Genomic DNA, 14,098 nt, shown 5'->3' on the forward strand with positions numbered 1-14,098 from the left:
TGACATGACAGACGCACAACTGTGGCTCGCAGCCATCGAGATCGGTGCCTTCTTCTCGCTGATAGCCCTCGGAATGTATCTCGTGGTGGTCGGCGCCGATTTCTTCAACTTTGCGATGGGCCCGTACGCGATGGCTGCGGCCATGGCGTCGAGTTGGGTCGCGATCAATTACGGGCTCGCTCTCTGGATTGCCATGCCGCTGGGGATCGCGGTAGCGGTGGCGCTGTCGATCCTGACGGAAAAGCTTGTGGTCAAACAGGTTCAGAAGCGTTCGGGTCGTGGGGAACTACCGGCGTTGGTGGCGGTGACCGCAGTACTGTTCGGGATCCAGCAGCTCGCCGGCACGGTCTTCGGCCGAACACCACTTCCCGGACAGAAGATCTTCGACTTCGATCCGATATCGGTGCTCGGTGCCACCGTCGACAGTTCGACCGTTGTACTCGTCGTCGGAACTGCCGTGATCTTCGTCGGTATCGGACTGTGGCTGAACCGGTCCACCTCGGGCCGTCTGCTACGCGCCGTCGGCGACAGTCCGGATGCCGCCCGCGTCCTGGGCTTGCCGGTGGATCGGGTACGCCTCATCGCGTTCACCCTCGCGGGTGTGATCGCCGCCGTCGCCGGACTTCTGTTCGCTCCCAAGGCCGGTGTTCAGTTCACGAGCGGTCTGTCATGGACGCTGACGGCATTCATCGCACTCGTCATCGGTGGTACCGGCCGAAGTTGGGCTCCGCTGATCGGCGGAATGGTGTTGGGCGTCGTCCAGGTATTCGCCCCGTACTACTTCGGTGCGAGTGCTGCGCAAACCGCGATTCTGTTGATTGCCCTGGTGTTCTTCGCTTTCCGTCCGGAAGGCTTGCTCTCGAGGAAGGTTCGCGTCTGATGGCCTCGCTTTCTACCAGTCCGCTGACGTCAAATCCGCCCACTACATCCGGCCGTTCCCGGACGAGGATGCTCGCCCTGTCACGAGAAGCGCTGATCACCGTGGTCGTGGTTGCTGCCGTGCTGCTGTGGATGGGGCCGAGTCTGTACCGGCAGGATCTGGTGTTCCTCGCTGCGACGTATTCGCTGATCGCACTCGGCATGTACGTGCCATTCGTGCTCGCGGGATCACTGTCGATGGCGTACAGCGCGTATGCGGCGATCGGCGCGTATGCCGTTGCGCTGATCTCGGTTCGGACCGGGTTGTCGATGTGGTGGGGATGGATTCTCGGCGCCCTCGCCGCTGCAGCGGTTGCAGTACTCCTCAGCTTGGCAACACAGAAACTCTCCGGCTTCTACCTTGCCGCGGTGACCTTGTTGTTCGGTATCGCTTTCGAGCACTGGTTGATCGACGGGCCGAGTTTCACCGGCGGATCGGCCGGGATCTCGGGTGTCGAGACTGTGACGATGTTCGGCTGGGAGCCACCGCGCTATGTGTTGGTCGTGTTCGCGATCTTGTTCGTGTGTCTGATCGCGGTCGCTGTGGATCGACTCCGGAAATCGGTGTGGGGGCTGATGTTGCAAGCTGCCCGCGACAATCGTAATGTCGCACGGTCTTCCGGCGTCAATCCTGCGCACCTGACCGTCGTGGCGCTGGCGATCGGTGCTGCGATCGCGTCGACCGGCGGATCGCTGTTCACCGTGTCGGTGCAGGCTGTCACTCCTGAAACCTTCACTCTCAGTATTGTTTTCCTCGCAATCTTCATGCCGATCATCGGCGGTCGCGGTTCGGCGTGGGGTGCTCCGCTCGGTGCATTGATCGTGGTGATCGTGACGCTGAATATGCCCGGGTACCAGGGAAGTGGCGAACTCCTGCTTGCCGGAGCCGTCCTGGTGATCCTCATCGTCGCGCCTGGTGGGGTGATCGGGTGGAGTCAGAACGTTCTGGGTCGAATGAACCGTCTGTACAAGGAGCGTGGCAATCGATGACTCGGCTACTCGAAGTGAGCGGGCTCCACAAGTCCTACGGAGGCGTCCGCGCTGTCGACGATGTCTCGTTCAGCGTCGGACAGGGAGAGGTGATCGGACTGGTCGGCCCGAACGGGGCAGGCAAGACCACACTGGTGGACTGCATCTTCGGCACTCAGCAAGCAGACTCCGGAACCGTCGCGCTCGCGGGTGCTCCCTTGACCGGGCCGTCGGAGCGCCGTGCACGGCAAGGGCTCTCGCGCACGTTTCAACATCCGCAGCTCGCGGCGGAACTCGACGCCGTCGACAACATCATCCCGGGACTGTACGGGCACAAGATCACCTCACCTCTGCACTCGCTGTGGTGGGCGATCAAAGGACCTTTCGAGAACTGGGACCGGACAGCACAGCGGGCCCGGGAGATTGCTGCGCGATACTCGGTCACCGACGTCGAGAGTGCTTGCGGGGATCTCAGTTTGGGGGCGCAGCGTCTGGTCGAGGTGGCGCGGGCGATGGCGACCGAACCCGAAGTCCTCCTGTTGGACGAACCGTTTGCCGGCGCGGATCACGACGGCATCGCTGCCATCTCCGGTGCCGTGCGATCGATTGCCGCGCAGGGCAAAGGAGTAGTCCTGGTTGATCACAACGTCGATCTCATCGCGGCGCTCGCAACCAAGATCGTGCTGCTCAATTTCGGATCAGTGGCGTTCTACGGACCACCGCAGGAGTGCTTGGCCAGCGACGCGATGCGAGAAGTCTATTTCGGTTCCGAATACGAGGAAGGCGCCTGACATGCTCGAACTCGACAGAGTCACAGTTCGATACGGATCCGCTGTCGCCGTCCGGGAAGTCTCCCTTGCCGCTCCCGCCGGTGAAGTGACAGCCATCGTCGGGCCGAACGGTGCGGGCAAGACCAGCTTGGCGGGATCCATCTACGGCTCGGTTCCCGCCACCGGGACAATCAAATTCGATGGTCGAGAGATCCAGAAATTATCGGCACTGGATCGTGTCCGCAGCGGATTTGCCTACGTTCCCCAAGGCAGGCAACTGTTCATGCGAATGTCCGTTCGCGAGAATCTACGCGTGGGCGCAGACCTGCTGGGATTGAAAGCCGAAGCCGTGGAAACAGCTTTCGAGAGGTTCCCGATCCTGCGTGAACGCTCGGAGAGTTATGCCGGGGTCCTCAGCGGTGGTGAGCAGCAGATGTTGGTTCTGGGGCGGGCCCTTCTGGAAACCCCGAAGGTGTTGCTCCTCGACGAGATGATGACAGGACTGGCACCGAAAATCGTCGCGGAGCTGCGAGCATTGGTCGGGGGTCTGGCCGCCGAGGGTGTGACCGTCATCGTGACGGAACCGGCACTTACTGCACTGAAATCGGTTGTCGACCGCGGATATGTCATGCAGCGCGGCGAACTCGTCCACGAATGCGATTCCGCAGCGACACTGGACAACGCGTACAAACAATCGATGGGCGTCCTCAGCGCCGACGGGAGATGATCGACGATCATGCTTGAAACGAAGACACTCGACTTCACCGTCGGTGAATTCGCCACGAATCCGGACCGCTTCGCCGGCGTCAGCATCAGCGAAATGGTCAGGCATTGGTCTGAGACCATCCCGGACGAAACCGCCTTTGTCACTCCGGAATCGAGGGTGTCGTGGAAGCAGTACGACGCGGCTGCCGATGCGATCGCGTCGGCGCTGGATCTAGCTGGTGAGGGGTACGGACATGTAGCCGTGTTGCTCCCCGACACCGCTGTCTTTCATGCGGCTCTCTGCGCAGCATTTCGTACCGGCCGCGTCGCGGTCGGAATCGGTTCGCGCTCGGGTATTCGCGAGATCTCTCATCTGATCGCCCGCTCGGAAGCCTCCGTTCTCGTCACCACTCGCACGCTGCGCGGCGTCGATACCGCCGAACTCGTGGCGAGTCTGCGGGCAGAGCATCCCGGACTGGACGTCGTCTTCGCCGACGAACGCGCCGACGTGAGTTTCGAACGCGTGAGCGCGAACGGCGAACTCACCTCGTTGCCGGTCGAGTTAAAGCAGTTCCCCGCAACCAGTCCGTGTTTTGTCACGTCAGCCGTTTCGATGCTGAACTCGACCTCCGGCACAACGGGCCTACCCAAACTGGTCACACAAACCGAGGATCGTTGGGTTGGTTTCTCCGAGATTGCCGCCGAGGCGGCGGCGATCGGTTCGGATGAGGTGTTCCTCGGCGCGGTTCCGGCACCTTTCGGATTCGGCCTCTGGACTTCGCATTTCCTGCCGGCACTACTCGGTGCTCGCAATGTCGTCATGGAACGCTTCGACGTTTCGGTGATGATCGAGTTGATCGAGCGCGAACGGGTGACTGCTTTGAATTGTGTGAGTACACAATTCAAGATGCTGTTGCGTTCGGAGGCCGCGGAATCGGCCGATCTCTCGTCACTTCGTTTCATGTTCACCGGTGGTGAAGCCGTGCCGTATTCGGAGGCACTGGCCTTCGAACAACGTACCGGAGCGGCTGTCCTGCAGTTCTACGGATCGAACGAAACCGGCGCCGTCTCGGTGACGACGGTTTCGGACGGTTCCGATACCCGACTGAAGACGTGCGGCCACGTCATCGATCGCATGCAAGTTCGTGTATTCGACGATGCGGCAAAGGAAATGACCGGCTCCGTCCGCCGCGGTCAGCCTGGGGTGAACGGACCGCTGATGTGTCAGGGCTATTGGGGGGACACCGATGCGAACGACGAGTTGTACACCGATGACGGTTGGATGCTTCTCGGCGACATCGTCGAGATCGACGAGACAGGACGGGTGCGTGTGGTCGGGCGCAAAGCCGACATCATCATTCGTGGCGGCAAGAACATCTCCGCGGTCGAAGTCGAGGAGTACGTGCGCGCGCACCCTTCGGTGGAGTTGGTCGCCGTGGTCGGGGTCGACGATCCGCTGTTCGGTGAGAAGGTCTGTGCGGTCGTCGTGTCCGCCGATGACGATCTGAGTTCGGAGGATCTGACCGCCTGGCTGCAGAGCCGAGGAGTGACCCGCGAGTACATACCCGAGTACGTGATGACGGTCGCCGAATTGCCGATGGCGGCAGGCGGCAAAGTAGCCAAGGGTGAAGTCAAGGCACTCGCGCAGAGGCGGATCGCTGAACTCGGCTGATCGCACTTGGCGGTACCGGCTTCGCGTTACGCTGATCCGGACATTGTGCCGAGAGTGAAGGAAACCCGATGACGAACCCTTCACCGCATCGGTGGCGCAGGCGCTTGCTGTGGGCTCTGGCAATTGTGTTCGTTCTGGTCGGAGCCGTGGTTCTGGCCTTCGTTCTGAGCCCGAGACCTGGCGCACTCACCGTGCGATGGGTCTTCGATCGTGATGCGGTGAAAGTCACCGAGGCGCTCGAGAAGCACGCGCCCGAAGGCGTCGACTCGATCAAGGACCAGCAGTACCGCGCCGATGACGACGACGCATACCTGGATGTCTACTTTCCCGCAGCGACGACGACCGCATTGCCTACGGTGATCTGGACTCATGGCGGTGCCTGGATCTCGGGAAGCAAGTCCAACTACGCGCCGTACTACGAGTTGCTGGCCTCGCGTGGCTACACAGTTGTGTCCCTGGACTACTCACTCGGACCTGAGCACCACTATCCGACGGCAGTGCGGCAGCTCAACGACGCTCACGCGTACGTCGTCGCGAATGCGGAACGGCTGCATGTTGATCCGACGACGGTCGTTCTGGCGGGTGATTCTGCGGGAGCGCAACTCTCGAGTCAGCTCGCCACTCTCATCACTGATCCCGCCTATGCGAACCGTGTGGGCGTGGTCCCGTCGCTGCGGCCGGATCAGTTACGTGGAGTAATCCTGAACTGTGGAATCTACGACGTCGGGAACCTGGTCGGCGGACCCGGCATCATCGGTTGGGGAGTTGATCGGTCCCTCTGGGCGTATACCGGTGTGCGTGACTTCATGAGTACCGACGCAGCGGATCAGATGTCGACCTTGAACTACGTCACCGATCGATTTCCGCCTGCCTACATCAGCGGCGGCAACGCCGATCCGTTGACGGATTCTCAGTCGAAACCGATGGCTGACAAATTGACCGGGTTGGGAGTTGCGGTCGACACACTGTTCTATCCGGCCGATCACGTTCCGGCGCTCGGTCACGAGTATCAGTTCGATCTGGACAATGCCGACGGTCTCACTGCGCTCGATCGCACGGTTCAGTTTCTCGAGGCTCATACCGGCTAAATGTCGGATTGTGGTGAACCACTGCGAAAATGGTCATTTTGGACAAAGCTCCGCGGGGTGCATTGCCAGGGAATTCTCAACTAGTCCTTTTGGTCTAGCCTGGGTGAATCCGATCCGACCCCAGGAGTTGTTGTGCGCGCGTCTTCCCCCGACAGACGGCGAAGGCGCATTGTCGGAACCGCGGCGGTATTCGTCGTCATTCTGCTGTCCGGGGTAACCGCGGCACTCGTCAGTCCGTGGCCAGGAGTTCTCGTCGTACGGTGGATGTCAGCGGGTGGCTCCGAAGCGACACACGCACAACTCGACAGACATGCACCATCAGGAATCGTCTCGGTCCTCGATCAGTCGTACCGCGAAGGCGACGACGATGCACAACTCGACGTCTACTACCCGTCGGAGTCCACTTCGGCGCTACCGACGGTGGTCTGGGTGCACGGCGGCGGCTGGATAGCGGGTTCGAAAACCGACACCGACGGTTACTTCAAACTACTGGCCGATCAAGGGTTCACTGTGATTTCGGTGGACTATTCACTGGGGCCGGACGCGTATTACCCCACCGCAGTGAATCAGCTTAACGACGCGTATCGATTCATCGTGAGCAATGCGGACAGGTTGCATGTCGATTCGAACAACCTCTTTCTTGCCGGAGATTCGGCAGGCGCGCAGTTGTCCAGTCAGTTGGCGACCGTCATGACCAGCCCTGACTACGCGTCGGAAATGGGTGTGGAGCCGGCATTATGTCCCGAGCAGATACGCGGAGTTGTCCTCGACTGTGGGGTCTACGATCTGAAACCGTTGCTGTCACAGGGGAAGTACCTCGGTTGGGGCGTCGACAAGCAATCGCTGTGGGGATACCTCGGAACAAGAGACTTCGACGGGTCGACTGCAGTGGGTCAGATGTCGACACTCGGGCACGTCACCTCGACCTTTCCATCGACGTTCATCACCGGCGGAAACATCGACCCACTGACCGCCAACCAGTCGAAACCCATGGCAGAACGGCTCGCCGATCTGGGCGTCGAGGTCGATGCACTGTTCTACCCGGACGATCACGAGCCTGCACTCGACCACGAATATCAGTTCGACCTCGACACCGTGGACGGGGTGATCGCGTTCGATCGCACAGTCGCGTTCCTACGCGACCACGTGCGTTAGCGCGGTCAGCGAATCACGTACGGCGAAATCGAACTCCGGTGCTCGCTGATGTCGAGGTCTTTACCCAACGGAGGGAAGGCACGCTGCGGACAATTGAGGCGTTCGCAGACACGGCAGCCCGAGCCGATCGGCGTTCCCGGATTCGACTCGTCCAGATCCAGACCGTCGCTGTAGACGAGTCGGTGGGCGTGTCGAATCTCGCATCCCAATCCGATGGCGAAGATCTTTGCGGGCTGTCCGTATCGAGCCGCTCGACGTTCGACCGTGCGCGCAACCCAGAGGTATCGACGACCGTCGGGCATCTGCGCGATCTGAGGCATGATCTTGCCCGGATACGAGAACGTCTCGTAGACGTTCCACAGCGGGCACGTACCGCCGCTGGTGGAGAAGTGGAATCCGGTGGCGGACTGACGCTTCGACATGTTTCCGGCACGATCGACACGCACGAACATGAACGGAACCCCGCGAAGTTTGGGGCGCTGCAGGGTCGAGAGGCGGTGGCAGATCGTCTCGTAGCTCGCGGAATAGAAGGCGGACATGCGCTCGATGTCGTACCGGAAGTCCTCGGCAACCTCGTGAAACTGGCTGTAGGGCAGCACGGTGGCCGCGGCGAAATAGTTGGCCAAACCAAGCTTCGCCAGGGAGACCGACGCTTCGCTGGTGAAGTTGCCCTCGGCCACCAACGAGTCGAGCAGGTCGCCATGCTCGAGGTATGCGAGTTCTGTCGCGAACTTGAAGACCTGTTGCCCGCCGGAGAGCCTTGCGGAAATTTCCAGGACCCTGGTGTCCGGGTCGTAACGGTGAAGTATGTTCTCGCCCAAGTCGACTCGTCGAACGATCTGCACGTCATGGACGGACTCGAGGCGTCTGGCGATCTCGCCGGCGACGTCGCCACGGTGAAAGCGCATCCGGGCAGTGAGTTCTTCGGCCGCGGTGTCGAGATCGTGGATGTAGTTCTGTCGCTGATAGAAGTAGTCGCGCACTTCCTCGTGCGGCATGGTGATCGAACCGCTGCCGCTGCCGTCCGAGAAACGGTCCTCCGTGGCTGCGGCGAGCTGCGCCGTCGTGTTCCGGAAGCGGCGATGCATGTTCACCATCGCCTTGGCCAGGCCCGGGTGGGTGGAGACCATCTCCGCGATTTCGTGGGCGTCGGCGTCGATACCCATCTCTTGATCGAGGGCAACTTCACGCATTTCCGCGATCAGGCGTGTGTCGTCCTGCGGGGAGAAGAAGGTGGTGTCGACACCGAAGACTTCACTGATTCGCAGGAGCACCGGCACGGTGAGTGGCCGGACGTCGTGCTCGATCTGATTGAGATAGCTTGCCGAGATCTCGAGCGTCTTGGCCAGCGAAGCCTGACTCAACCCGCGCTCGGTCCGCAGTTGGCGGAGCCGGACACCGACAAAGGTTTTCGACATTTTCCCAGGATACGAGTGACAGTCCGGCTTCGCAAAGGTGGGTTCGCAGTCTTCGCACAGGGGCTCCGCCCCCGTGAGTGGTTGAGGAGCCTCGGCACTCCCTAACCACTCACGGGGCCGGAGGCCTAGACCCTGTTCTCCGAACGCGGGGCGCCGATTCCGGGATCGATCTGGAACGGCCCGCTCGACGAGGGTGCAAGGGGGAAGTCGAAGATCGCAGTCGGGAGATAGACCGTCGAACACGAGTTGGGGATATCCACGACACCCGACAGGCGGCCCTCGATCGGCGCCGCGCCGAGTAGCAGGTACGCCTGCTCTGGCGCGTACCCGAACTTGGTCAGATACTCGATCGCATGCAGGCACGCACGCTGGTAGGACAGATGTGAATCCAGGTACTTCTGTTCGCCGTCCAACGTGACGGAAGTGCCCGAGAACGCAAGCCACTCGGAATACTGCGGATCCGTGTTGCCCGGCATGAAGATGGCGTTCTCGGAAACGCCGTAGGTATCCATTCCGCCCTTGATGATGTCCACACGAAGATCGATGAAGCCGCCCATCTCGATGGCACCGCAGAAAGTGATCTCTCCGTCGCCCTGGGAGAAGTGAAGATCGCCGACCGACAGATTCGCACCGTCCACGAATACCGGATAGAAGATTCGGCTGCCCTTGGTGAGGTTCTTGATGTCCTGGTTTCCACCGTTCTCGCGAGGGGGAGCGGTGCGCGCCGCCTCGCCGGCCACGCGTGTGTACTCGTCACCGGTCAAGGTTCCCAGTACTGCATCGCGGGGCTCGGGCGGAAGTGCAAGCGGGGGAACCCGATTGGGATCGGTGGCAATGAGGGCGCCCTCGCGGGCATTCCACTTGGCGAGCAAGGCTGCCGACGGAGCCGTGCCCATGAGTCCCGGGTGGACGATGCCCGTGAACGAGACGTGCGGAATGTGACGCGACGTCGCCGTTTGGCCGGAGAAATCCCAGACGGCCTTGTACGCGTCGGGGAACTGTTCGGTGAGGAAGCCACCGCCGTTGTTCCGAGGGAAGATGCCGGTGTACCCCCAGCCTTGGCCGGCCAACGGACCCGAATCTTCTTGGGGGATAGGCCCGATATCCAAGATGTCGACGATCAAGAGGTCGCCGGGCTTCGCGCCTTCGACGGCAAAGGGGCCGGACAGCGTGTGGACCGTGGTCAGTGGTGCATTCAGAATGTCGTCGGCCGAGTCGTCGTTGTGTATTGCGCCGTCGAACCATTCGCGGCAATGGACACGAAACGCATCACCGGGTTTCACCGTCACCGCCGCTGGGATGTCCGGGTGCCACCGATTGTGGCCGACGATTGCCTGGTCGGTGAATTTCTTGGCGGAATCGAGTGGAAACAGCAGTTCAGGCATATGCACTCCTCATTCTCGAAGAAACGGAAAACTCGTGGCGGCAGGACTTTCGTGTCGGATCGGGACTCACGGCGAGGACGCGCGGTGAAGACGCTCAGGGGCGAGGTAGCTTGCGGTGCAACGGATTGGATGTCGTCGGCGGAGATTGCCGGCCGCGGCCGGGTAGCGACCCACTGACCACGGCAGGCTCGTGAGCCGATCGAGCAGTGCTGTCCAGTAGACCCATCGCGGCCGGCGACGCGTGACTCAACCGGGGAGACGAGACCACCCGCTTGGACTCGAGACTGCACTGGGGGCAAGTAATCGACTGGGGCACTTCGGCCATCGCGAACGACCGCTCGAGCGGGCCGCAGCCGGTACAGCGAAACTCGTACAGAGGCATGCGGTCACGCTATCGGAGGATCCGTAAGTGCGACACTGGAACGACACGCACCGGGTTGCCGATGCCGCAATTGCGCCCGTCAGCGCAAGTACACAACCGCGTTGTCTCCGCCGGTACAGGTGACGATGCCGGAGGTCACCTTGCATGCCATCGTGTACTCCTTGCCGGTCACCGGACTACGTGCGGACACGGTGCTGGATGCACCGGTTGCACCGGAGTTCCCGTAGGCGATCCGAACCGCCTCGGCAAACTCACATGAAGTTTTGCCCCCACTTGTCGCGGACTCCTTGTAACTTCCGGCCGGCTGCCCGCCGGGGCAGGCGGACGCACCGGCCGGGAAGTTCGCGGCGCGTGTGGTCGTCGGGGATGTCGTGCTGGGAGCGGTTGTCGTGGTGCCGGGTGTGTTCGCGGCGCTGATGGTGGTGTGGGCGGCGCCACCGGCGGCCGAGTTGGGGACGTCCTTCGGCCAGAGGACCCAGGCAAGCCCGCCGAAGAGAGCCAACACAGTGATGACTCCGATTACGGATACCGGAATCACCCAGCCGGGCCGACGCGGCGGCGGATTTCCACGTGGCGGTGCAGGCGGGAATCCCTGGGGCGGGGGATACGACTGCGGCGCGGCTCGGTAGCCCAACTGCGGCGGCTGTGGACCGGATTGCGACCATGCCTGGTTGTTCGGTGGCCGCTGATAGTTGTCCGGCACCGCTTTATCGCCCGGTCGGGGGCGTCGAACGACAAGTCATGGTTCGACAGCATATGGCCGGCGAATGGGTTGTCTGTGGCTTTCTGACGGGTAGATCCCTGGAATCGCCCGAGCGAAGGCTGTTGCCGAGGAGTGATTGCGGTCACTCGCGGGTAGTGAAGTTGGCTCCGAAGTAGCGGACAGGCCTGTTCCGAGTGGCGTGCGAACTGCCGGAATTCGCAAGCGGCAGAGTTGAGTGCATTTCGTTCACAGCCTGCGGTTTCTTTCCTACTCGCCAGTACGGAACCTGTCCGATTGGGTAGTACCAGCCGCGTAGGAATCTTCACAGACTTAGCAAAGTGTGTTGAAAAGGTAGCGAAGATTGGCATTAGCAACAGGTAGACGGCACTTTTTCGATGTGCCATTCTCGGTAAGTACACAAGAAGGGCCTGGCAAGTATGTGAAGTAGTACGCACGTACTGCTCACAACAGGCCGGACCAGCAGATCAAAGAGATGGAGTCTTGATGTCGACCACCGGCACCCCGAAGACCGCAGCTGAGCTCCAGCAGGATTGGGACACCAACCCTCGCTGGAAGGGCGTTACTCGTAACTACACGGCCGATCAGGTCGTCAAGCTCCAGGGCACCGTCGTCGAGGAGCAGACCCTCGCTCGTCGCGGATCCGAGATCCTGTGGGATCTCGTGAACAACGAGGACTACATCAACTCCCTCGGTGCACTTACCGGCAACATGGCTGTGCAGCAGGTTCGCGCCGGCCTGAAGGCCATCTACCTCTCCGGTTGGCAGGTTGCCGGCGATGCGAACCTCTCGGGCCACACGTACCCGGACCAGAGCCTCTACCCGGCCAACTCGGTTCCGACCGTCGTCCGTCGCATCAACAACGCACTGCTGCGCGCCGACGAGATCGCCAAGACCGAGGGTGACACCTCCGTCAGCAACTGGCTCGCTCCGATCGTTGCCGACGCCGAAGCCGGCTTCGGTGGCGCTCTCAACGCTTACGAGCTGCAGAAGGCCATGATCGGCGCCGGCGCTGCCGGTGTCCACTGGGAGGATCAGCTCGCTTCGGAGAAGAAGTGCGGCCACCTCGGCGGCAAGGTGCTCATCCCCACGCAGCAGCACATCCGCACCCTGACCTCGGCTCGCCTGGCTTCCGACGTCGCGGACGTTCCGTCCGTCATCATCGCCCGCACCGACGCTGAGGCCGCAACCCTCATCACCTCCGACGTGGACGAGCGTGACCGCCCGTTCCTCGACGGAACCCGCACGGCTGAAGGCTTCTACGGCGTCAAGAACGGCATCGAGCCCTGCATCGCTCGCGCCAAGGCTTACGCACCGTACGCAGACCTCATCTGGATGGAGACCGGCGTGCCGGATCTCGAGGTTGCAAAGAAGTTCGCCGAGTCCGTTCGCAGCGAATTCCCGGACCAGCTCCTGGCCTACAACTGCTCCCCTTCCTTCAACTGGAAGGCGCACCTGGACGACGCGACCATCGCGAAGTTCCAGAAGGAGCTCGGCGCAATGGGCTTCAAGTTCCAGTTCATCACGCTGGCCGGCTTCCACTCGCTCAACTACGGCATGTTCGACCTTGCCTACGGCTACGCCCGCGAAGGCATGACGGCATTCGTCGACCTGCAGGAGCGCGAGTTCAAGGCTGCCGAAGAGCGTGGCTTCACCGCCATCAAGCACCAGCGTGAGGTTGGCGCCGGCTACTTCGACACCATCGCCACCACCGTTGACCCCAACACCTCGACGGCAGCTCTCAAGGGCTCCACCGAAGAGGGACAGTTCCACTAAGAACTGACTTCGGGTGGGGGAGAGGCTCGGCTTCGGGTCTCTCCCCTGCTTGTATCACCGCACTACTTTCTCTCGTCTTCAAGGCAGTTCCGATTGCGTCGGCCACCAGCGTCGACGCAGTTCGAAGTGCTTGTTTTGCAACACCTTCACCAGACAAACTCCACGAGACAAACAAGGAGCTGACGTGACCAGCGAAAAAATTCAGCGCGTCGGCGTTATCGGCGCCGGAATCATGGGTGCCGGAATCGCCGAGGTGTGCGCCCGCGCACATGTCGATGTTCTGGTCTTCGAGCAGACTCGCGAGCTTGCAGCAGCCGGGCGTTCACGCATCCTGCGTTCGCTCGACCGCGGCGTGAGCAGCGGAAAGATCACAGAACGTGAGCGTGAGCAGGCCGCATGGCGTCTGCGTTTCACCTCCGATCTGGGAGATTTCGCGGACCGCCAGCTCGTCGTGGAGGCCGTCGTCGAAGACGAGAAGATCAAGAGCGAAATCTTCGCCGAGCTCGACGCGGTCGTGACGGACCCGGATGCGGTTCTCGCGTCCAACACGTCGTCGATCCCGATCATGAAGCTCGGCATCTCGACCAAGCGTCCCGAGCGAGTCATCGGCATGCACTTCTTCAACCCGGTTCCGGTTCTGCCGCTCGTCGAATTGGTGACGACGCTCAAGACCAGTGCCTCCGTCTCGCAGCGCGCCGAGGCTTTTGCCAGCGACATCCTCGGCAAGCAGGTCGTCCGCAGTGCCGACCGCTCCGGCTTCGTCGTCAACGCACTCCTGGTGCCGTACCTGCTCTCGGCGATCCGCATGGTCGAGTCGGGCTTCGCGACCAAGGAAGACATCGACAAGGCAACGGTTCTCGGCCTCGCGCACCCCATGGGTCCGCTGGCTCTGACGGACCTGGTCGGACTCGACACCGTCAAGTCCATCGCCGACTCCATGTACGAAGAGTTCAAGGAGCCGCTGTACTCCGCTCCGCCGTTGCTCCTGCGTATGGTCGAAGCAGGCTTGACCGGCAAGAAGTCCGGCGCGGGCTTCTACGAGTACGCCGACAACGGTCGCTCCACCAAGCAGGCAAGCTAAGGCCCAACGCCCCTGTGCGCCTTTCTGGTAGTTCCGGCTACCACAAAGGCGCACAGGG

13 protein-coding genes are annotated in these 14,098 nt (G+C 61.7%); 9 read left to right on the forward strand and 4 right to left on the reverse strand.

What is annotated here, in order from left to right; all coding sequences use genetic code 11:
* The first annotated feature begins 4 nt into the window (after window positions 1-4).
* The 7 genes from BH682_RS07770 (at window position 5) to BH682_RS07800 (ending at window position 7,277) form a co-directional block, all read left to right on the forward strand.
* On the forward strand, window positions 5-880 hold the full coding sequence (locus BH682_RS07770) for a branched-chain amino acid ABC transporter permease (RefSeq protein ID WP_020906730.1): 876 nt from the start codon (window positions 5-7) through the stop codon (window positions 878-880).
* Window positions 880-1,908 carry a branched-chain amino acid ABC transporter permease gene (locus BH682_RS07775; protein ID WP_054781648.1) on the forward strand — a complete coding sequence of 343 codons (1,029 nt, stop codon included), beginning with the start codon at window positions 880-882 and terminating at the stop codon, window positions 1,906-1,908. Before BH682_RS07770 ends, BH682_RS07775 begins: the two co-directional genes overlap by 1 nt.
* A complete protein-coding gene (locus BH682_RS07780) occupies window positions 1,905-2,678 on the forward strand; it encodes an ABC transporter ATP-binding protein (protein ID WP_075832610.1) in 774 nt (257 codons plus the stop codon). The genes BH682_RS07775 and BH682_RS07780 overlap by 4 nt, the downstream gene beginning before the upstream one ends.
* A 1-nt stretch (window position 2,679) precedes the next feature.
* Window positions 2,680-3,384, forward strand: a complete 705-nt coding sequence (locus tag BH682_RS07785) for an ABC transporter ATP-binding protein (protein ID WP_054781647.1) — start codon at window positions 2,680-2,682, stop codon at window positions 3,382-3,384.
* Between the two features lie 9 nt (window positions 3,385-3,393).
* Entirely contained in the window at window positions 3,394-5,034 is a 1,641-nt protein-coding gene (locus BH682_RS07790; RefSeq protein WP_003941478.1) for a class I adenylate-forming enzyme family protein, read from the forward strand.
* Between the two features lie 68 nt (window positions 5,035-5,102).
* Window positions 5,103-6,122, forward strand: a complete 1,020-nt coding sequence (locus BH682_RS07795) for an alpha/beta hydrolase (protein WP_075832612.1) — start codon at window positions 5,103-5,105, stop codon at window positions 6,120-6,122.
* A 132-nt stretch (window positions 6,123-6,254) separates the two neighbouring features.
* Window positions 6,255-7,277: an alpha/beta hydrolase gene (locus BH682_RS07800; protein WP_075832614.1), complete on the forward strand. Its 1,023-nt coding sequence runs from the start codon at window positions 6,255-6,257 to the stop codon at window positions 7,275-7,277.
* Window positions 7,278-7,282: 5 nt separating this feature from the next.
* Here BH682_RS07800 and ramB read toward each other — a convergent pair whose 3' ends face one another.
* The 4 genes from ramB to BH682_RS07820 all read right to left on the reverse strand — a co-directional run bounded on the left by ramB (window position 7,283) and on the right by BH682_RS07820 (window position 11,165).
* Complete coding sequence (ramB, locus tag BH682_RS07805; protein ID WP_003941547.1) at window positions 7,283-8,695, reverse strand: acetate metabolism transcriptional regulator RamB; 1,413 nt, start codon at window positions 8,693-8,695, stop codon at window positions 7,283-7,285.
* A 125-nt stretch (window positions 8,696-8,820) separates the two neighbouring features.
* A complete protein-coding gene (gene fmdA / locus BH682_RS07810) occupies window positions 8,821-10,080 on the reverse strand; it encodes a formamidase (protein ID WP_042923284.1) in 1,260 nt (419 codons plus the stop codon).
* A 94-nt stretch (window positions 10,081-10,174) separates the two neighbouring features.
* The gene (locus BH682_RS07815; RefSeq protein ID WP_075832616.1) at window positions 10,175-10,462 is read right to left on the reverse strand and encodes an FmdB family zinc ribbon protein; all 288 of its coding nucleotides are present in this window, start codon (window positions 10,460-10,462) and stop codon (window positions 10,175-10,177) included.
* 79 nt (window positions 10,463-10,541) lie between these two features.
* Complete coding sequence (locus BH682_RS07820; protein ID WP_223304378.1) at window positions 10,542-11,165, reverse strand: serine/threonine protein kinase; 624 nt, start codon at window positions 11,163-11,165, stop codon at window positions 10,542-10,544.
* A gap of 504 nt (window positions 11,166-11,669) precedes the next feature.
* On the opposite strand from BH682_RS07820, the gene aceA reads away from it, so the two are divergent.
* Both aceA and BH682_RS07835 read left to right on the forward strand, forming a co-directional pair.
* Window positions 11,670-12,959: an isocitrate lyase gene (aceA, locus tag BH682_RS07830; protein WP_003941533.1), complete on the forward strand. Its 1,290-nt coding sequence runs from the start codon at window positions 11,670-11,672 to the stop codon at window positions 12,957-12,959.
* A gap of 184 nt (window positions 12,960-13,143) precedes the next feature.
* The gene (locus tag BH682_RS07835) at window positions 13,144-14,040 is read left to right on the forward strand and encodes a 3-hydroxybutyryl-CoA dehydrogenase (protein WP_003941541.1); all 897 of its coding nucleotides are present in this window, start codon (window positions 13,144-13,146) and stop codon (window positions 14,038-14,040) included.
* The last annotated feature ends 58 nt before the right edge of the window (window positions 14,041-14,098 follow it).

The organism is Rhodococcus sp. YL-1 (genome assembly GCF_001942025.1).
Classification (GTDB): domain Bacteria; phylum Actinomycetota; class Actinomycetes; order Mycobacteriales; family Mycobacteriaceae; genus Rhodococcus_F; species Rhodococcus_F qingshengii.